The organism is Microbispora sp. NPDC049125 (genome assembly GCF_040802045.1).
GTDB lineage: Bacteria > Actinomycetota > Actinomycetes > Streptosporangiales > Streptosporangiaceae > Microbispora.
The window spans coordinates 97,102-115,681 of sequence record NZ_JBEZDW010000018.1 but is presented as its reverse complement, the minus strand read 5'-3'; the positions used below and the strand labels follow the sequence as shown (position 1 = coordinate 115,681).

Below are 18,580 nucleotides of genomic sequence, written 5' to 3'. Positions count from 1 at the left end.
TTCTGCCTGGGCGATGCTGAACCGCACCACGGCGAGAGCCGTACTCAACGACATAAGGTGACGCGTCGCGGACGGGACACGGGTGAAGCGGCCCGTGCCCCGTCCGGGTCAAGGAAGGACGAGCATGACGGATACGACACGCCGCGCCGTGGTCTTCGGCGCGGGAGGGGCGGGGCTGGCCGTGGCGCTGAGCGCCTGCGCCGGATACAGCTCAGGCTCCTCCGCGGCGCCCGCGGGCGACGACGCCGCGGCCGGTGACGCCGCGGCCTCCGGCGCCGCACCGAAGAAGGCCGCGGAGGGCGGCGGTGACGCCGTCGCCAAGACCGCCGACATCCCCCAGGGCGGCGGGAAGATTCTGGAGGACCAGAAGATCGTCATCACCCAGCCGGAGGCCGGCACGTTCAAGGCGTTCAGCGCGGTGTGCACCCATGCCGGCTGCACGGTCGCCAGTGTGTCCAACGGCACGATCAACTGCCCGTGCCATGGCAGCAAGTTCAGCGCCAAGGACGGGTCCGTGGCGCACGGACCGGCGAGCCGGCCCCTCGCCGAGCAGAAGATCACGGTGACGGGCGACAGCATCACGCTCGGCTAGTCATCGGCGGTCGCGGGCCGGTGACGGCGCGGCGCCCGGCTGTGGCCCGGGCGCCGGCCCCGGTCGCGGCCGGGACTGATCGTCTCCGGCGGGAATGTCGGTGGGGCCAAGTAGTCTTGCAGTGTGGCGGATCCGGCAACCTACCGACCGGCGCCCGGATCGATTCCCGAATCGCCAGGCGTCTATCGTTTCCGTGACCCGGGCGGCCGGGTGATCTACGTCGGCAAGGCGAAGAGCCTGCGCCAGCGTCTCAACTCCTACTTCGCCGACTTCGCCGGGCTGCACCCCCGGACCCAGTCCATGCTCACCACCGCGGCGTCGGTGGACTGGACGGTGGTCCGCACCGAGGTCGAGGCGCTTCAGCTCGAATACTCCTGGATCAAGGAGTTCGACCCCCGGTTCAACGTGAAGTACCGGGACGACAAGTCGTACCCGTTCCTCGCCGTGACGATGGGCGAGGACTTCCCGCGCGTGCAGGTCCTGCGCGGCGCCAAGCGCAAGGGCACCCGGTACTTCGGCCCCTACTCCCACGCCTGGGCCATCCGCGAGACCGTCGACCTGCTGCTGCGCGTCTTCCCCGTGCGCACCTGCTCGGCGGGGGTGTTCAAGCGGGCCGGGCAGATCGGGCGGCCCTGCCTGCTGGGCTACATCGACAAGTGTTCCGCCCCCTGCGTCGGCAAGGTCACCCCCGACGAGCACCGCGCGCTCGCCGAGGACTTCTGCGACTTCATGGCCGGCAACACGGGCCGGTTCATCAAGCGGCTGGAGCGCGACATGCGCGAGGCCGCCGCCGTGGAGGAGTACGAGCGGGCCGCCCGGCTCCGCGACGACGTCCAAGCCCTGCAGCGGGCACTGGAGAAGCAGACCGTGGTGCTCGGCGACGGCACCGACTGCGACGTGATCGCCCTCGCCGAGGACCCGCTCGAGGCCGCCGTCCAGGTCTTCTACGTGCGCGGCGGGCGGATCCGCGGCCAGCGCGGCTGGGTGATCGACAAGGTGGAGGACGCCACTCCCGGCGATCTGGTCGAGCAGTTCCTCCTGCAGATGTACGGCGAGGCCGCCATCCCCAGGGAGATCCTCGTCCCGGCGCCGCCGCCGGACGAGGAGGCCGTGGTCGAGCTGCTGAGCGAGCAGCGCGGCAGCCGGGTCGACCTGCGCGTCCCCCAGCGGGGCGACAAGAAGAGCCTGATGGAGACCGTCGAGCGCAACGCCAAGGAGTCGCTCGCGCAGCACAAGCTGCGGCGGGCGAGTGACCTCACCACCCGCAGCCGGGCGCTGCAGGAGATCGCCGACGCCCTCGACCTCGACCAGGTGCCGCTGCGCGTCGAGTGCTACGACGTGTCGCACATCCAGGGCTCCAACGTGGTCGCGTCCATGGTGGTCTTCGAGGACGGCCTGGCCCGCAAGAGCGAGTACCGCCGGTTCTCGATCAGAAGCGGCGACGGCGACGTGGCCTCGATCTACGAGGTCATCTGCCGCCGGTTCAAGCGTTATGTCGAAGAGCGGGTGGCCACCGGCGAGCTGGCCGGCGGGCCGGACGGCGAGCTCGTCCCGGCAGCCGACGGGACGGACGGCGCCGAGGCGCCGATCGGGGTGGACCCCGAGGTGGAGCTCCGCCTCGCGGGCGATCCCGGCGCCGGGATGCCGATCGACCCCGAGACCGGCCGGCCGCGCAAGTTCGCCTACCCGCCCAACCTCGTGGTGGTGGACGGCGGCCCGGCCCAGGCGGCGGCCGCCCAGCGGGCGCTCGACGAGCTGGGCATCGACGACGTGGCGGTCTGCGGCCTGGCCAAACGGCTGGAGGAGGTGTGGCTCCCCGGCGACGACCAGCCGGTGATCCTCCCCCGTACGAGCGAGGGGCTCTACCTGCTTCAGCGGGTGCGTGACGAGGCCCACCGGTTCGCGATCAACTTCCACCGGTCCAAGCGCTCCAAGAGCCTCAAGGAGAGCGCCCTCGACGAGGTCCCCGGTCTGGGCCCGGCGCGCAGGCAGGCGCTGCTGCGCCACTTCGGCTCGGTGAAGCGGCTGCGCGAGGCCACCGCCGACGAGATCCGCGAGGTGCCCGGCATCGGCCCGTCGACGGCGGAGGCCATCGTGGCCGCCCTCCGTGGCGAGAGCACGTCCCCGGCTGGGCAGGGATCGTGAGCAAGCCCCGGGCGTCCCGTTGCCCGTCGCCTGGTGGAACGGCGCGGCGGCGGCGCGGCGTGGCGGTGGCGGGACCAGGGCCACAGATGTCATGCTCCGGCACGGAGGCGCCGTCCCCGAGGGGGAAGGCGCCACGTCCGGGCGGCCGCGCACCGTCCGGCGGCGTGGCGATGCCGATTTCAAGCAGGGCGGTGAGCGGGCGATGAGCACGACTGAGCCGGCGTTCGTGGTGGTCACGGGAATGTCGGGGGCGGGGCGCAGCACCGCCGCGAAGGCGCTGGAGGACCTGGGCTGGTTCGTGATCGACAACCTGCCGCCCGGGCTGCTGTCGTCGGTGGCCGAGGAGGCGGGCCGGGTCAACCTGGCCGCCAACCAGGTGGCGGCCGTGGTCGACGTGCGCAGCCTCGCCTTCACCACCGACCTGACCACGGCGGTCGAGGAGCTCGACGGCCGTGGCATCGGCGTCCGGGTGGTCTTCCTGGAGGCCAGCGACGACGAGCTGGTCCGCAGGTTCGAGAACGTGCGCCGGCCCCATCCCCTGCAGGGGGACAGGCGGCTGGTCGACGGGATCGACCGCGAGCGCGGCATCCTGCGGGAGATCCGGGCCAACGCCGACCTCGTCATCGACACGTCCCTGCTGAACGTGCACGAGCTCCGAAAGAAGATCATTTCTTACTTCGGCGGCGAGGACCGGCCCGGCCTCAAGGTCAACGTGGTGTCCTTCGGCTACAAGTACGGCCTGCCGGTCGACGCCGACCTGGTCGTCGACTGCCGCTTCCTGCCCAATCCGCACTGGGTGCCGGAGCTGCGCCCGATGAACGGGCTCGACGCCCCCGTGCGCGACTACGTGCTCAACCAGCTGGGCGCAAAGGAGTTCCTCGACGGCTACGAGGAGGTCTTCGCCGTCGTCGCGGCGGGGTACACCCGCGAGGGCAAGGGGTACGCGACGCTGGCGGTCGGGTGCACGGGCGGCAAGCACCGCAGCGTCGCCATGGCCGAGCAGCTCGGCGGGCGCCTGCGGGAGCGCGGGATGGACGTGCAGGTCAGTCACCGCGACGTCGGCCGGGAGTGACAGGCGCGGCCTGCGGGGTGGCGGACGTGCGGGCCGGGTGACCACAGCGCCGCCGGAGCGACGCGTTCCGACGCGCGGGCCGTTTTACCGCGACCCCGGCCGGGAGTGACGAGTCCGACGCGCGGGGCGGTTTACCGCGACGCAGGCCGGGGAGTGACGAGTCCGACGCGCGGGCCGCAACCGCGACCCCGCCAGGGGAGTGACGCGCCGGCCCCCTCTCCCTCCGGTGCGACACCGGCCCCGTGGGCTCGTAGGGTGGGGCGAGCCGTCAGGCGAGGAGGAAAATGAAAGATCTCGCCAGTGGACCCGCCGGCACGACCGTCACCGGAGCCCACCTCACCCCCCGGACAACCACAACGACCGCCCGCGACGAGGCGCATCCGGGCCGCGGCCCCAAGGTCGTCGCCCTGGGCGGTGGCCACGGTCTGTACGCCTCCCTGTCGGCCCTGAGGACCATCACCGACGACCTGACGGCCATCGTGACCGTCGCCGACGACGGGGGCTCCAGCGGCCGTCTCAGGCGTGAGCTGGGCGTCCTGCCCCCGGGCGACCTGCGGATGGCGCTCGCGGCCCTGTGCGGCGACGACGAGTGGGGCAAGACCTGGAGCGAGGTGGTCCAGCACCGCTTCCGCAGCCAGGGTGATCTGCACGGCCACGCCGTCGGCAACCTCCTGATCGTCGCCCTGTGGGAGCTGCTCGACGACCCCGTCTCGGCCCTCGACTGGGTGGGCCGCCTGCTCGGGGCGCACGGCCGGGTGCTGCCGATGGCCTTGGTGCCGCTCGACATCCAGGCCGAGGTCGAGCTGGACGGCCGGATCACCACGGTCAGAGGGCAGGTCGCCTGCGCCCTCACCCCCGGCCGGGTCCGGTCCATCTCGCTGCTGCCCGCCGATCCCCCCGCCGTCCCGCAGGCGCTGGAGGCGATCGCCGAGGCCGACTGGGTGGTGTTCGGGCCGGGCTCGTGGTTCACCAGCGTGCTGCCCCACCTGAAGGTGCCGGGGCTCGCCCGCGCGCTGCACGACACCCGCGCCCGGCGGCTGGTGATCCTCAACCTGGCGCCTCAGGCGGGGGAGACCGACGGGTTCTCTCCCGAGAAGCACCTCGAGGTGCTCAGGGAGCACGCGCCGTCCCTGGCCGTCGACGCGGTGCTCGCCGACGAGACGGTGGTCGGCGATCCGCGGGCGCTGGAGAAGGCGGCGTGGTCCATCGGAGGCCGCTTGGTTTTGGCCGATGTGGGCGCCTCTGACGGTTCTGCGCGGCACGACGGACCGCGTCTTGCCGCGGTCCTGGACGAGATTTTCCGCGAGAAGCGGTGATTGCCCGCTCCCCAGGTGCGAGAGACTGACGTGCAGAGTCTGTTTGGGGGAGGACACGCGCAGATGGCCATGACGGGTGTGGTGAAAGACGAGCTGAGCCGCCTATCGGTGCTCAAGCCTTGCTGCCGCAAGGCGGAGGTGTCGACGCTGCTCCGGTTCGCGAGCGGGCTGCACCTCGTCGGGGGGCGGATCGTCATCGAGGCCGAGCTCGACACCAACGTCACCGCCCGGCGGTTGATCAGGGACATCGGCGAGGTGTTCGGCCACCGGGCCGAGGTGCTCGTGCTGGCCCCCGCCGGCCTGCGCAAGGGTTCGCGGTACGTGGTGCGGGTCTACAAGGACGGCGAGGCGCTGGCCCGGCAGACCGGGCTCATCGACAACCACGGCCGGCCGGTGCGGGGGCTTCCCCGGCAGGTGGTGTCCGGGGCGACCTGCGACGCCGAGGCCGCCTGGCGGGGGGCGTTCCTGGCGCACGGCTCGCTGACCGAGCCGGGCCGTTCCATGTCGCTTGAGGTGACGTGCCCGGGCCCGGAGGCGGCGCTGGCGCTGGTCGGCTCCGCCCGCCGGCTCAAGATCCACGCCAAGGCCCGCGAGGTGCGCGGGGTCGACCGGGTGGTGGTGCGCGACGGCGACGCGATCAGCGCGCTGCTGACCCGCCTGGGCGCCCACGACAGCGTGATGGCCTGGGAGGAGCGGCGGATGCGCCGCGAGGTGCGCGCGACAGCCAACCGCCTGGCCAACTTCGACGACGCCAACCTGCGCAGGTCGGCCCGCGCCGCCGTCGCGGCCGGCGCCCGCGTGCAGCGGGCCCTGGAGATCCTGGGCGACGACGCGCCCGAGCACCTGGTGGTCGCCGGTCGCCTGCGGGTGGACCACAAGCAGGCCTCGCTCGAGGAGCTGGGGCAGATCGCCGACCCGCCGCTGACGAAGGACGCGATCGCCGGGCGCATAAGGCGTCTGCTCGCCATGGCGGACAAGCGGGCGCAGGACCTGGGGATCGCCAACACCGAGGCGAACCTCACCGCCGACATGCTGGCGAACTGACCGGCCGGGCCCGTACGGCGGGCCCGTGCCTCGTTCCCCCATGACCCGGACCGGCCCTTCCCGGGCGAACACGCCAAAGCACGGCCCCGTGGTCTACACCAATTTGGGTCCGATAAGGTCTGTGACTGAGGTTTAACACAGCCACGGCGCCGGTAGCCCGGCGCACGACGTACGAGGAGATCGGATCTGTGAGCATCCGCGTAGGCGTCAACGGCTTCGGCCGTATCGGCCGCAACTTCTGGCGCGCTGTGGCGGCCAGCGGCAAGGACATCGAGATCGTCGCGGTGAACGACCTTACCGACAACGCCACGCTGGCCCATCTGCTGAAGTACGACAGCATCCTGGGCCGCCTCCCGTACGAGGTCAAGGCCTCGGCGGACGAGATCACGGTGGACGGCAAGGCCATCAAGGCCTTCGCCGAGCGTGACCCGGCGAAGCTGCCCTGGGGCGACCTGGGCGTCGACGTCGTCGTGGAGTCGACCGGCCTGTTCACCGACGCCAACAAGGCGAGGGTGCACGCCGACAACGGCGCGAAGAAGGTCATCATCTCCGCCCCGGCGAAGAACGAGGACGTCACGGTCGTCATGGGCGTCAACCACGACACCTACGACCCGGCCGCTCACACGATCATCTCCAACGCGTCGTGCACCACGAACTGCCTGGCCCCCATGGCGAAGGTCATCAACGACACCTTCGGCATCGAGAAGGGCCTGATGACGACGATCCACGCGTACACGCAGGACCAGAACCTGCAGGACGGCCCGCACAAGGACCTGCGCCGCGCCCGGGCCGCCGCGCTGAACATCGTGCCGACCTCGACCGGCGCCGCCAAGGCCATCGGCCTGGTCCTGCCGGAGCTGAAGGGCAAGCTGGACGGCTTCGCGCTGCGCGTGCCGATCCCCACGGGCTCGGCCACCGACCTCACGGTCGACGTCCGCCGTGAGACCTCGGTCGAGGAGGTCAACGCCGCGCTCAAGGCCGCCGCCGAGGGCCCGCTGAAGGGCTACCTCACCTACACCGAGGACGAGATCGTCTCCAGCGACATCGTCACCGACCCGTCGTCCTGCATCTTCGACGCCGGCCTGACCAAGGTCATCGGCAACCAGGTGAAGGTCGTCGGCTGGTACGACAACGAGTGGGGCTACTCCAACCGCCTCGCGGACCTCATCGTGTACGTGGGCGCCTCCCTCTGATGATCGGAATCGACGAGCTCGACGTGAAGGGGCGGCGCGTGTTCGTGCGCGCCGACCTCAACGTCCCCCTCGACGGGGAGACGATCACCGACGACGGCCGGATCCGCGCGTCGGTGCCGACGATCAGGAAGCTGCTGGAGCGCGGCGCCAAGGTCATCGTGGGCGCCCACCTCGGCCGGCCCAAGGGCTCGCCCACGCCGAAGTACTCCCTGGCCCCGGTCTCCCGGCGGCTGGCCGAGCTGCTCGGCGAGGGCGTGGCCTTCGCCTCCGACGTGGTCGGCGACTCGGCCGCGAGCACGGTCGGGGCCCTGCAGGACGGGCAGGTCGCCCTCCTGGAGAACCTGCGCTTCGAGCCGGGCGAGGAGTCCAAGGACGACGCGGTGAGGGGCGAGTTCGCCGACCGGCTGGCCGCGCTGGCCGAGCTTTACGTCGGCGACGGCTTCGGCGCGGTGCACCGCAAGCACGCGAGCGTCTACGACGTGCCCAAGCGCCTGCCGCACGCGGCCGGCGACCTGGTGCTCGCCGAGGTCGAGGTGCTGCGCAAGCTCACCGAGGACCCGGCCCGGCCGTACGTCGTGGTCCTGGGCGGCGCGAAGGTCTCCGACAAGCTCGGCGTGATCGCCAACCTGCTGTCGAAGGTGGACCGGCTGCTCATCGGCGGCGGCATGGCCTACACCTTCCTCAAGGCCCAGGGCCACGAGGTCGGCAACTCGCTGCTGCAGGAGGACCAGCTCGACCAGGTCCGCGGCTTCCTCCAGGAGGCCGCCACCCGCGGCGTGGAGCTGGTGCTCCCCGTCGACGTGCTGGCCGCCACCCACTTCGCGGCCGACGCGCCGCACGAGGTGGTCGACGCGACCGCGATCCCGGCCGACCGCGAGGGGCTCGACATCGGCCCCCGCACGCGTGAGCTGTTCGCCTCGAAGCTGGCGGACGCGCGCACCGTGTTCTGGAACGGCCCGATGGGCGTGTTCGAGTTCGACGCGTTCTCCGGCGGCACCCGCGCGGTCGCCGAGGCGCTGATCGGCTCCGAGGCGTTCACCGTGGTCGGCGGCGGCGACTCGGCCGCGGCCGTGCGGCAGCTCGGCCTGCCCGAGGACGGCTTCTCCCACATTTCCACCGGCGGCGGCGCCAGCCTCGAATACCTCGAGGGCAAGACGCTGCCCGGACTCGCCGCCCTGGAGGAATAGATGGCCCGCAAGCCGCTGATCGCCGGCAACTGGAAGATGAACCTCAACCATCTCGAGGCCATCAACCTGGTGCAGAAGCTGGCGTTCTCGCTCACCGACCGCGACTACGACTCCGCCGAGGTCGCGGTGCTCCCGCCGTTCACCGACCTGCGCAGCGTGCAGACGCTGGTCGACGGCGACAAGCTCCGCATCGTGTACGGCGCGCAGGACCTGTCGGCCCACGACTCGGGGGCGTACACCGGGGAGATCTCCGGGGCGATGCTGGCCAAGCTCGGCTGCACGTTCGTGCTCGTCGGGCATTCCGAGCGCCGGCAGTACCACAACGAGGACGAGCCCGTCGCCAACGCCAAGGTGAAGGCGGCCTACCGGCACTCGGTCACGCCGATCCTGTGCGTCGGCGAGGGCCTGCCGGTCCGCCAGGAGGGCCGCCAGGTCGAGCACACGCTCGCGCAGCTGGAGGGCGCCCTCGACGGCCTGCCCGCCGATCAGGCGAAGTCCATCGTGATCGCGTACGAGCCGGTGTGGGCCATCGGCACCGGCGAGGTCGCCACTCCGGAGGACGCCCAGGAGGTCTGCGGCGCGATCCGGACACGACTCGCCGGTCTGTACGACGGCGAGGTGGCCGAGGCGGTCCGTATCCTTTACGGAGGCTCGGTGAAGCCGGACAACATCGCCGGCATCATGGCGCAGCCCGACGTGGACGGCGTCCTCGTCGGAGGGGCCAGTCTCGACCTGGGGCAGTTCGTCAAGATATGCCGCTTTGGCGAGATCTCCGGCTAGCTGAGCCGTTTAGGGGGTGCGACTTGACATCAGGTCGTACCCTCATAGAGCAAGATTGAATCGTCACGACGATGGTGACGTGCACACCTGCGGTGCACGCCCGACACGAGGAACAGGTCTACGGTGACTATCGGAATCTCCATCGCCCTCATCCTGTCGAGCTGCCTGATGGTGCTGCTCGTCCTGCTCCACAAGGGCAAGGGCGGCGGTCTGTCGGACCTGTTCGGCGGCGGTTTCTCGTCGTCTTTCGGCGGATCGTCGGTGGTGGAGCGTAACCTGGACCGCCTGACCGTCATCACGGGCGTCATCTGGTTCGTCTGCATCATCGCGCTCGGCCTGCTCCTCAGGCCGTAGCGGCCCGCCTCGGCGACGCGTGACAGAGATTCATCTCCCCCCGTCCGCGGGGCGATCGAGCAAGGAGTTCATCGGTGGGTAGTGGCAACGCGATCCGTGGCAGCCGTGTCGGCGCCGGCCCCATGGGAGAGGCCGAGCGCGGAGAGGCCGCCCCCCGGGTACGGGTCCCGTTCTGGTGCGCCAACATGCACGAGACGCGCCCGAGCTTCGCCAGTGACGCGGCCGTCCCCGAGTTCTGGGACTGCCCGCGGTGTGGCCTGCCCGCGGGGCAGGACCAGTCGAACCCGCCCGCTCCGCCTAGGAACGAGCCGTACAAGACGCACCTCGCGTATGTGAAGGAGCGTCGTAGCGACAAGGACGGCGCGCAGATCCTCGCCGAGGCGCTGGAGCGGCTGCGCAAGTCCTCCCGCCCGATCTACTAGGTCCCCGCGATCCGGCGCAGGCCCTCACCGCTGATGCGGTGAGGGCCTTCGTGCGTCCGGCGGGCGGGTGGTCTCCCCGCCGGTCCGGATGCCGGGAGCGTCGAGGCCCGCACAGGTGGTGTCCCCGGCGCGGTCCGCGTCCTGGTGGAGAAGGCGCGGTCCGCGTCCTGGTGGAGAAAACGTGCGGAGTCGGTGCAGATCGGCTCTGAAGCGGGAGGGCTTCGCAATCATGGCCGTATGAGGGAGGCGGTCAGGGGTGCGCCGGCCGGCCTGGCGGTCGGGAGCGTGGTGGCTGTCATGTGGGCGGAGAGCCCGGGCTGGGACGGGCACTCAGGCGTGCGGGGCCCCTTTTCCCTCATGATGACGCCGGCGATCTTCCTGATCGGCGCGGTCGTGGCGGCCCTGGTCCGGTTGCCCCGCTGGCCTCTCGTCGCGCTCATCGGCGGGATGGCCACGCTCGCCCTGGGCCAGGCCCTGTGGAGGATCGTGCCCGAGACAACCTTCTACGGTTTCGACCGGTCACTGCTCGGCGGTGTGCACCTGATGTCGGCGGTGGCCGGGTTCACCGTCGCGGCCTGGGCGCCGGCCGCCGGGAGGCGGTGGTGGTCCAGGATCGCCGTGCTCGGGGTGCTTGTCGCGGTCTGCGTGGCGGCCGCCGCCTTGGAGGAGCCCGCCCGGCGCTGGCACCTGGCGCGCGCCTTCGAGTCGCTCGGAGTCCCGCTGGTGGCGCCTGACATCGCGGGGCATGGGCTGGCCGGCGTCGAGGCGCCGATCGTCGGCGGGGCGGGCGAACCGGAGATCGACATGGAGTACCGGCGCGTCGGCGCGGAGACGGTGGGCGGGAGCTTCCTGGGCATCCAGGTGACCGTACGCCGGGGGGCGGCCGCGACCGCCGCGGAGGCGTGCGCGACACCGTACGATTCGTGGGACGACAGGGGCGGGCCCTGCCGCGAGGTATCCCGGGATCGGTGGGTCCGCCACGGAGGGAACGGGCGGGTCGCGGTGTTCGCCCACAGCGGCGGCGCGCTGGTCGAGTTGCAAAGCCATGGCGCCGGGGAGACGGCCCTCCTGGCGGCCGCCGAGACGGTACGGCCGATCACCGCCGAGACTCTCGTGGCGCGGGTCCGACCGGTCCGGTGAACCGCTAGCCGTGGACGGGCTCGCCGTCGACGAACGTCATGCGGGCGCCCACGGTCCAGATCTCGGACGGGTCGATCAGGAAGGGGTCGCGGTCCAGAACGACAAGGTCGGCCGGGCGGCCCACCTCGATGACGCCCGCCGGTGAGCGGTTCAGCCAGGCCGAGCCCGCCGTGTAGGCGGTCATGACGGTCCTCAGGTCCACGCTCTGCTCGGGCAGGAACGGCGTCTGCGCCGTGGGGTAGGACGCGTGGACCGAGCCTCCCGGCTCCGTGCGGTTGACCGCCACGTGCATCGCCTGCAGAGGGTCGGCCGAGGAGACCGGCCAGTCGGAGCCCCCGGCGAGCCGGGTGCCGTGCCGTGCCAGGTCGGCGAAGGGATACTGCCACGACGACCGCCGCTCGCCGAGGTAGGGGATGCACAGCTCGTCCATCTGGGCGTGGTGGGTGGCCCACAGCGGCTGGAGGTTCGCCGCGACGCCGAGCTTCGCGAAGCGTGGCACGTCCTCGGGGGTGATGATCTGCACATGGGCGATGTGGTGGCGGTTGCCGGGGTCGGTGCCCGTCAGGGCGTCCAGGGCCTCCCGGACGGCGCGCTCCCCGATGGCGTGGAAGTGGACCTGGAAGCCCAGGGCGTCCAGCTCCTTGACGTACCCGTTCAGCAGCGCGGGCTCGACGTAGGACAGCCCGGTGCCGCCGCAGTGGCAGTAGGGCTCGATCACGGCGGCGGTGAAGTTCTCCGGGATGCCGTCCTGCATGATCTTCACCGACGAGGCGCGGAACCGTTCCAGGCCCTCGGCCGCCGCGCGCCGCTCGACGAGGCCGGGGATCTGTTCGGCGCCGCGTGCGCGGTCCCACCACAGGGCGCCGACCACTCTGGCCCTGAGGCGCCCGGACGCGGCCGCCGACAGGTACGCGGGGAGCTGGTCGTCCGACCCGGCGTAGGAGCCGACGATGGCGTCCTGCCAGCCGGTGATCCCCAGCGAGAACAGGTGCGCCTGCGCGTCGAGGAGGGCCGCCTCGATGTCGGCCGCCGTGGGGCGGGGCGTGAGCAGGCCGACGAGGTCCATGGCGCCCTCGTGGAGCACGCCGCTGGGCGTGCCGTCCGGGTCGCGCTCGATACGGCCGTCGGCGGGGTCGGGGGTGTCGCGGGTGATCCCGGCCAGCTCCAGCGCCCGCGTGTTGACCCAGGCGGCGTGGTGGTCGCGCTGGATCAGGTACGCCGGGCGGTCGAGGAAGTCGAGCTGGGACCGGTGGGGGAGGCCGCCGGGGAAGGCCGCCATGTCCCAGCCGCCCCCGTCGATCCACGCCTTGTCCGGATTTCTCGCGGCATAGGCTGATGCAGTCGCCATGTAGGCCTCGAGCCCGTACACCTCCGAAAGGTCGCACCTGGCCCGCTCCAGCCCGGCCTGCACGGGGTGGACGTGGGCGTCGGTGAATCCGGGGGTCAGCAGGCCGCCTTCGAGGTCCACCGGCTCGGCCGCCGGCGCGAGCCGTACGAGGTCGGACTCGGCGCCCACGGCGGCGATGACGCCGTCGCGGACCAGGACCGCCTCGGCGAAGCCGCCCTGGGAATCGGGGCCGAAGCCGTCCGTCGAAGCACGGGCGGCGGGGGTGAACGCGCGTCCGCCCCGGAACAGGATGGTGGAGCTCACAGCATCGGGCCTTTCACTTCGGGCCTTCCACGGTCAGTGGCCGGTGATCATGTCGGCGATCCTCGCGAGCGCCGAGGTGCGGGTCATGCCCTTGCTCTCGCGGGCGTCGGCCATCCGGTAGAGGCGGTACATCGAGTGGACGCCGAGCCACCGTAGCGGCTCGGGCTCCCAGGCGCGGACCCGCCGGTCCACCCAGGGCAGGGCGGTCAGCTCGCTGTCGCGGCCAAGGACGAGGTCGCACAGCGTCCGCGCGGCGAGGTTGGTCGTCGTCACGCCGTGGCCGGTGTAGCCGCCGGCCCAGCCGATGCCGGTGGCCTGGTCGACGTGGACGGTGGAGCACCAGTCGCGCGGCACCCCCAGCACTCCTGACCAGGCGTGGGCCACCCGGGAGCTCGCCACGGCGGGGAAGAACGCGGTGAGCAGGTCCCACAGCGCGTCGACCGTCCACGTGTGCGTGTGGCCGCGCTCGTCGATCCGGGACCCGAAGAGGTACGGCTTGCCCCGTCCGCCGAACGCGATGCGGTCGTCGGCGGTCCGCTGGGCGTACATGTAGTAGTGCGCCATGTCGCCGAGCAGTTCGCGGCCCTCCCAGCCGATCGCGGCCCACACGCCGGCCGGCAGCGGCTCGGTCACGATCATGGAGCTGTTCATCGGCAGCCAGTCGCGGTGGTGCCCGGGGATGGTCGCGGTGAACCCCTCCGTGCAGCGCAGCACGTGCGCCGCGGTCACCGTGCCGTGCGGCGTGACGGCCCGCCCGGGGGCGATCTCGGTGACCGGCGTCCGCTCGTAGATCTCCACTCCGAGCCGGCGTACGGCCTCGGCGAGGCCGCGGACGAGCTTGGCCGGCTGGATGCGCGCGCAGTGCGGGCTCCAGGTGGCGCTGAGCGCTTCCGCCACCCTCAGCCGGGAGTCCATCTCGGCCGGGGAGAGCAGCCGCACGTCCTCCTCCGTCCAGCCCCACTCCCGCTGGTCGGCGAGCTCGTCGCGCAGGCGGGCGGCTTGGGCCGGGCCGCGCGCGACCGTGAACAGGCCGCCCTTCACGATGTCGGCCTCGATGCCTTCCTCCGCCGCGACCCGGATCACCTCGTCGATGGCCGAGAACATCGCCCGCTGGAAGCGGCGGGCGGCGTCGGTGCCGTGGGTGCGGGCATAGCGGTCGGGTGAGCCGGCGAGCGCCCCGGTCAGCCAGCCGCCGTTGCGGCCGGACGCGCCGAACCCGGCGAACTCCTTCTCCAGCATCACGACGCGCAGCGACGGCCGCGTCTTCTTCAGGTAGTAGGCGGTCCACAGGCCGGTGTATCCGGCGCCGACGATCGCCACGTCGGCCGTCAGATGGCCGTCCAGAGGCGCGGCGGGGGCGGGAACTCCGAGGGATCGGTACCAGAAGGACACTTCGCCGTTGACGAAGTCCGGCGAGAGGGGAGCGCTCATGGAGCACATCCTGCTATATCCGTGCCTTCACCGACGTCCGGCGACGGAACTCGTCGGTAGATCGACGCAATCATGCGGATAACAGTAGTAGTAACGTGCCATAGCCAATGGAAACGGTCACCTCACTCCTATGTAGCAAAGGTGTAACAGCGCTCAGCCAAGCTGAAGGCCGACGCAACGGAGGGAGCGGGTCCGATGGGGTTCTTCCGGATCAGGACGACGGTGGACGAGCGGCCCGGGCGGCTGGCGTCTCTCGCGGCGGCCCTCGCCGAGCAGGGCGGCAACATCCTCGGCCTGTCCGTGCAACCCGACACCGACGGCACCGTCGACGAGTTCGTCACCGACATCCCTGCGTCCCCGGACGCCGTACGGGAGGCTCTGGAGGCGGCCGGGGGGCGGCGCGTGCGGATCGTTCCCGCCACCGCGCACGAGCTGACCGACGAGCCCACCCGCACGCTGCTGCTCGCCGCCCGCCTGCGCTCCGCGCCGTGGCGGCTCCCCGAGATCCTCGCCGAGCTGCTGAGGGCCGACGACGCCCGGTGGGTGTACGGCGCCGTCCCGCCCAGGCCCCGCTCCGAGCCCGCCGCCACCGAGCCTGTCGCGACCGTGGCCGCCAGTGAGGCCACGACCGAGGCTGCCGGTGGGACGGCTGGCGGGAAGGCCAATCGGACGGCCGGTGCCGGGAAGGCCCCGGTGGAGCTGCCCGATCCCACGCTGCTGGTCGTTCCCGTCGCGCCCCGGCGGTCCATCCGGCTCCGCCGCACCGGCCTGCCGTTCACGCTGACCGAGGCGGCCCGCGCCGCCGCGATGGTACGGCTGGCTCAGCCGCCCGCCGACGCCTCCGCGTCCGAGGGGCCGGTACGGCTGGCCGACGGGGCCGAGGTCCTGGTGCGGCCGCTGACCCCGCTCTACCGGGAGGCGCTGCGCGATCTGCATGAGCGCTGCTCCCCGGAGACCCGCAGGTTCCGCTACTTCACCGCCAACCCGACGCTGCCGCCGCGGGTGTTCGACCGCATGTGCGACCGCAGCCGGGGCCAGTCGTTCGTGGCGTGCACCGACGGCCAGGTCGTGGCCGTCGCGTCCCTGATCTTCACCGCCGACCCGGGCATCGCGGAGATCGCCTTCCTCGTCGAGGACCGCTGGCAGGGCCGGGGGCTCGGCTCCGCCCTGGCCCGCACGCTCATGCGGCAGGCGCGGGACCTGGGCTTCGCGGAGGTGCGGGCGACCATGCTCTTCGACAACACGCGCATGCGCAGGCTGCTGAGCTCGCTCGGCGCCACGCTGGCCCACACCGAGGATCCCGGTGTGATGGAGGCGCGCATCGCGGTGGGTGTGATGGCGTCGGCTTCCCCGAGCTGACCCGTCACCGGTGATCCATCCTGGTCCCGTGGCGGCTCAGGGCACCGGACCAGGATGGATCTCCACTCCGGCACGGCGCGGGGTGGACGGGGACCCCGCGGGCGGGTACAGGTGGTCTGTGGACCTCGATGAGGCGGCCGACCGGCTCTACGGCCTGGTGCCCGGCGAGTTCACCACGGCCAGGGACGCCCTCGCGAAGGAGGCCAGGGCCGCGGGGGACGCGGAGCTGGCCCGCGGCGTCCGCGCGCTGCGCAGGCCGACGGTCGTCGCCTGGGCGGTCAACCAGGCGTCCCGTCGCCGTCCGCAGGAGCTGGAGGAGCTTCTCGACGTGGGCAGGCGCCTGCGCGAGGCGTGGCGGAGCCAGGACGCCGACGCGCTGGCCGCGCTCGGCCGGGAGCGGTCGGCGGCCATCGCCCGCCTCGCCCGGGTGGTCAGGCAGGACGCCGAGTCGGCCGGGCAGCCGCTCGCCGGGACGGCGGACATGGAGCTGGAGCAGACTCTGGACGCCGCCGTGGTCGATGACGCCGCCGCCGCGCGGGTGCGCGAGGGACGGCTCGTGCGCGGGCTCAGCTACAGCGGCTTCGCCCCCGCCCCGGTCGTACGGCCCGCGCCTGGGCAGCGAGGGCCCGCCAAGGCCCGGCCGCCTTCCGCGCCGGAGGAGGCGGGCAAGCGCCCCGGGAGCGAGGCGGAGCGAGAGGCCGCAGCACGCGAGCGCCGGGAAGCGGAGCGCGAACGCCGCGTCAGGGAGCTCGATCGGGAGCTGGCGGAAGCCCGGCGCGCCGCGGGAGAGGCCGAGCGTAGCCACGCGGACTGGGAGGCCGAGCTGGCGGAGGCCGGCCGCGAGCATGAGCGGCGCGGCCGGAAGGCCGCCGAGTTGGCGGAGAAGCTGGCCAGGGCCAAGGAGAAGCTGGACGCCGCCGGGCACCGGCTCGACGTCGCGAAGCGCGAGGAGGCCGCCGCCGCCCGGGCCGCGCGCTCCGCCCGCCTCCGCGCCGAGCAAGCCGAGTCGGCCCGGCGTGCCGAGGACCCATGAGCCTCCAGCGGTGGAGCTGGCGCGCCAGGCCACCTTTCAGGGTCGGTCAGAGATCGAATGATCGGAAAGTACCGAGCTACCGGTGGATTCTCGGCAGCGCGGAGACACGCATTGTAACCACCATGCCACCTGGCGCTAGCGGCTGTCCTTGAGTACTATTGAGATCGCCGCCCCCTGTGAGGGGGAGAGGAAGTGAGCCCGGGTTTACTGCCGGAATTGACAGGACCCCGGGCTTCGCGCTGTCTGAACCAGTCCTGCATCAGTCGCAGTGCAGGCGTTCGATCCGATGGTCGCCTACCAGGATGGTCCTGAACGTGGCGTCGCCGATCTCGGCGAGGGCGATTATGCCCGCAATGGCATCAGGCAGCCAGAGAAGCTCTTCACCTCCGGGATCAACCCAGTCGACGTGCATGTCCTCCGGCATGGCGTTGTGAGCACGCAGGGCGTTGACCATGTCGAGGTCTTCCCTGTTACCGACTGCGCCACGTCCTTCCATGACGGCCCGGACGACGCTGCGCTGTGCAAGATGCCAGAAGAGCCGCTCCATGCACTTCCGGCGGGCTCGTCGCTGTTTGGCGGAGTGGAGCCCGGTACCGACGACCGTAAACGATGTCGCCCCGAGGGCGGCTATTGCATGCGTGATCTCGATGCGGCGCTGTGCGCCTTCGTCACGCCAGTGGAGGCGGTGCTGCTTGGTGAGAAGCAGTTCTCTCAAGGCGTTTCGATAGCCCTCTGTGGCCGCTTCCGGCACCATGACCGCACTAAGAATGTAAAGGCCCGCGCCAATGCGCATGGACTCGTCCATGTACGCACATGACCTGCTGTCCACGGTCGATTACCGTACGCTATATCGCCAGGCCGATCCCATAGATCAGGAGAAGACAGAGGCGGCGAGCCACCCATGGTCGGTGGCCGTATGACCTGCTTCCCACCCTGAGCCGCGCCACCTGCGGTACGCCCACGCTGCCGGCGCAGAGCACCGGAAGCCCGTCGGCGCCGAAGCTGTCCATCCGGCTGTGATGGGTGTGCCCGGGCAGCAGCCGTTGCAGGCGGGGCGCGAGGATCTCTCCGAACGCGAGCCTGTCCATCAGGAACGCGTCGTCCTTCTCGTCGCTGATGACTGGGTTGTGGTGGACGGCCCCGATGCGCAGCCAGCCGTCCTGTTCGTAGGCGGACAGCCGTCGGGCGAACGCGAGAAGCTGACGCTCCCCGCAGTAGCCGTAGTGCTCCTCATCCCGGTGGCTCTCCGCGAGGGTCGAGTTCAGCCCGGCGACGACCGTCTTCAGCTCGGGGATCTCGACCAGCGTCCACGGCTCGTCCGGGGCGAAGGTGATCCCCGGGACGTCGGCGTAGAACCGGCTGAACATGGCGAAATACGGTTCCCACTTCGGCCAACACGGCGGGATGGGCTCGATTTCGTCCGCCTGGCAGTTGAGGAAGTACGCCTCACACTTCTTCCAGTTGACGTCATGGTTGCCGGGGACGATGACCACCCGTTGCCGGGTGAGGCCCAGCCCTTCCGCCAGCTCCGCGAGGAAGTCGTGTACTTGGTCGAACTCCTGACGGCGCGCCCACTCGGCGAGGTCCCCGGACGCGACGATCAGGTCGGGCGCCGCTCCACGGTCCTCGCGCAGCAAGGCCAGATCGGTCAGCAGCCGCGCGGCCAGCGAGGCGTGCGCGCGGTCCAGGTCTGCCGCCCCGTCGGCGCCGAAGCCGTGGTGGGCGCCGAACTGGGTGTCGGACAGATGGAGGATCGTGACCGTCCGCCGCTCCGGCGCCGCGCCTCCCGTTGAGGACAGGGGTGCCCCGCCGAGCCGGGCGTCACAGACCGGTCTCAAGGGCGGTCGTAGATCGAATGATC

Annotated in this window: 17 protein-coding genes; 13 read left to right on the top strand and 4 right to left on the bottom strand. The window is 71.6% G+C overall.

The features are described from left to right. The first annotated feature begins 124 nt into the window (after nucleotides 1-124). The 11 genes from AB0B72_RS21910 to AB0B72_RS21860 all read left to right on the top strand — a co-directional run bounded on the left by AB0B72_RS21910 (nucleotide 125) and on the right by AB0B72_RS21860 (nucleotide 11,245). Nucleotides 125-592, top strand: a complete 468-nt coding sequence (locus tag AB0B72_RS21910) for a Rieske (2Fe-2S) protein (RefSeq protein ID WP_367740723.1) — start codon at nucleotides 125-127, stop codon at nucleotides 590-592. A 123-nt stretch (nucleotides 593-715) separates the two neighbouring features. Further along, nucleotides 716-2,737, top strand: a complete 2,022-nt coding sequence (gene uvrC, locus AB0B72_RS21905) for an excinuclease ABC subunit UvrC (protein ID WP_367740722.1) — start codon at nucleotides 716-718, stop codon at nucleotides 2,735-2,737. 202 nt (nucleotides 2,738-2,939) lie between these two features. Further along, entirely contained in the window at nucleotides 2,940-3,809 is an 870-nt protein-coding gene (gene rapZ, locus AB0B72_RS21900; RefSeq protein WP_367740721.1) for an RNase adapter RapZ, read from the top strand. 284 nt (nucleotides 3,810-4,093) lie between these two features. Continuing rightward, the gene (gene yvcK / locus AB0B72_RS21895; RefSeq protein ID WP_367740720.1) at nucleotides 4,094-5,125 is read left to right on the top strand and encodes a uridine diphosphate-N-acetylglucosamine-binding protein YvcK; all 1,032 of its coding nucleotides are present in this window, start codon (nucleotides 4,094-4,096) and stop codon (nucleotides 5,123-5,125) included. Nucleotides 5,126-5,188: 63 nt separating this feature from the next. Further along, nucleotides 5,189-6,169, top strand: a complete 981-nt coding sequence (gene whiA, locus AB0B72_RS21890) for a DNA-binding protein WhiA (protein ID WP_367740719.1) — start codon at nucleotides 5,189-5,191, stop codon at nucleotides 6,167-6,169. Between the two features lie 188 nt (nucleotides 6,170-6,357). Next, the gene (gene gap / locus AB0B72_RS21885) at nucleotides 6,358-7,362 is read left to right on the top strand and encodes a type I glyceraldehyde-3-phosphate dehydrogenase (RefSeq protein WP_367740718.1); all 1,005 of its coding nucleotides are present in this window, start codon (nucleotides 6,358-6,360) and stop codon (nucleotides 7,360-7,362) included. Further along, nucleotides 7,362-8,549 carry a phosphoglycerate kinase gene (gene pgk / locus AB0B72_RS21880; protein ID WP_367740717.1) on the top strand — a complete coding sequence of 396 codons (1,188 nt, stop codon included), beginning with the start codon at nucleotides 7,362-7,364 and terminating at the stop codon, nucleotides 8,547-8,549. The genes gap and pgk overlap by 1 nt, the downstream gene beginning before the upstream one ends. Then, the gene (gene tpiA / locus AB0B72_RS21875; protein WP_367740716.1) at nucleotides 8,550-9,329 is read left to right on the top strand and encodes a triose-phosphate isomerase; all 780 of its coding nucleotides are present in this window, start codon (nucleotides 8,550-8,552) and stop codon (nucleotides 9,327-9,329) included. It begins immediately after the preceding gene. A gap of 123 nt (nucleotides 9,330-9,452) precedes the next feature. Further along, nucleotides 9,453-9,683, top strand: coding sequence for a preprotein translocase subunit SecG (gene secG, locus AB0B72_RS21870; protein WP_367740715.1), 231 nt, complete (start codon nucleotides 9,453-9,455; stop codon nucleotides 9,681-9,683). 74 nt (nucleotides 9,684-9,757) lie between these two features. Next, nucleotides 9,758-10,105: an RNA polymerase-binding protein RbpA gene (locus AB0B72_RS21865; RefSeq protein ID WP_367740713.1), complete on the top strand. Its 348-nt coding sequence runs from the start codon at nucleotides 9,758-9,760 to the stop codon at nucleotides 10,103-10,105. Between the two features lie 237 nt (nucleotides 10,106-10,342). Then, the gene (locus AB0B72_RS21860) at nucleotides 10,343-11,245 is read left to right on the top strand and encodes a hypothetical protein (protein ID WP_367740712.1); all 903 of its coding nucleotides are present in this window, start codon (nucleotides 10,343-10,345) and stop codon (nucleotides 11,243-11,245) included. 4 nt (nucleotides 11,246-11,249) lie between these two features. On the opposite strand, the gene AB0B72_RS21855 is transcribed toward AB0B72_RS21860, so the two are convergent. Further along, nucleotides 11,250-12,896: an amidohydrolase gene (locus tag AB0B72_RS21855; RefSeq protein ID WP_367740710.1), complete on the bottom strand. Its 1,647-nt coding sequence runs from the start codon at nucleotides 12,894-12,896 to the stop codon at nucleotides 11,250-11,252. 33 nt (nucleotides 12,897-12,929) lie between these two features. Beyond that, nucleotides 12,930-14,327, bottom strand: coding sequence for an NAD(P)/FAD-dependent oxidoreductase (locus AB0B72_RS21850; protein WP_367740709.1), 1,398 nt, complete (start codon nucleotides 14,325-14,327; stop codon nucleotides 12,930-12,932). 195 nt (nucleotides 14,328-14,522) lie between these two features. Between AB0B72_RS21850 and AB0B72_RS21845 the strand changes: the two genes are divergently transcribed. Continuing rightward, a complete protein-coding gene (locus AB0B72_RS21845) occupies nucleotides 14,523-15,686 on the top strand; it encodes an N-acetyltransferase family protein (RefSeq protein WP_367740708.1) in 1,164 nt (387 codons plus the stop codon). A 118-nt stretch (nucleotides 15,687-15,804) separates the two neighbouring features. Then, nucleotides 15,805-16,719: a hypothetical protein gene (locus AB0B72_RS21840; RefSeq protein WP_367740707.1), complete on the top strand. Its 915-nt coding sequence runs from the start codon at nucleotides 15,805-15,807 to the stop codon at nucleotides 16,717-16,719. 259 nt (nucleotides 16,720-16,978) lie between these two features. Here AB0B72_RS21840 and AB0B72_RS21835 read toward each other — a convergent pair whose 3' ends face one another. Then, on the bottom strand, nucleotides 16,979-17,524 hold the full coding sequence (locus AB0B72_RS21835; protein WP_367740706.1) for a hypothetical protein: 546 nt from the start codon (nucleotides 17,522-17,524) through the stop codon (nucleotides 16,979-16,981). A 40-nt stretch (nucleotides 17,525-17,564) separates the two neighbouring features. Continuing rightward, nucleotides 17,565-18,557 (bottom strand): metallophosphoesterase, encoded by a 993-nt coding sequence (locus tag AB0B72_RS21830; protein ID WP_367740705.1) that lies wholly within the window; start codon nucleotides 18,555-18,557, stop codon nucleotides 17,565-17,567. Nucleotides 18,558-18,580 lie beyond the last annotated feature (23 nt).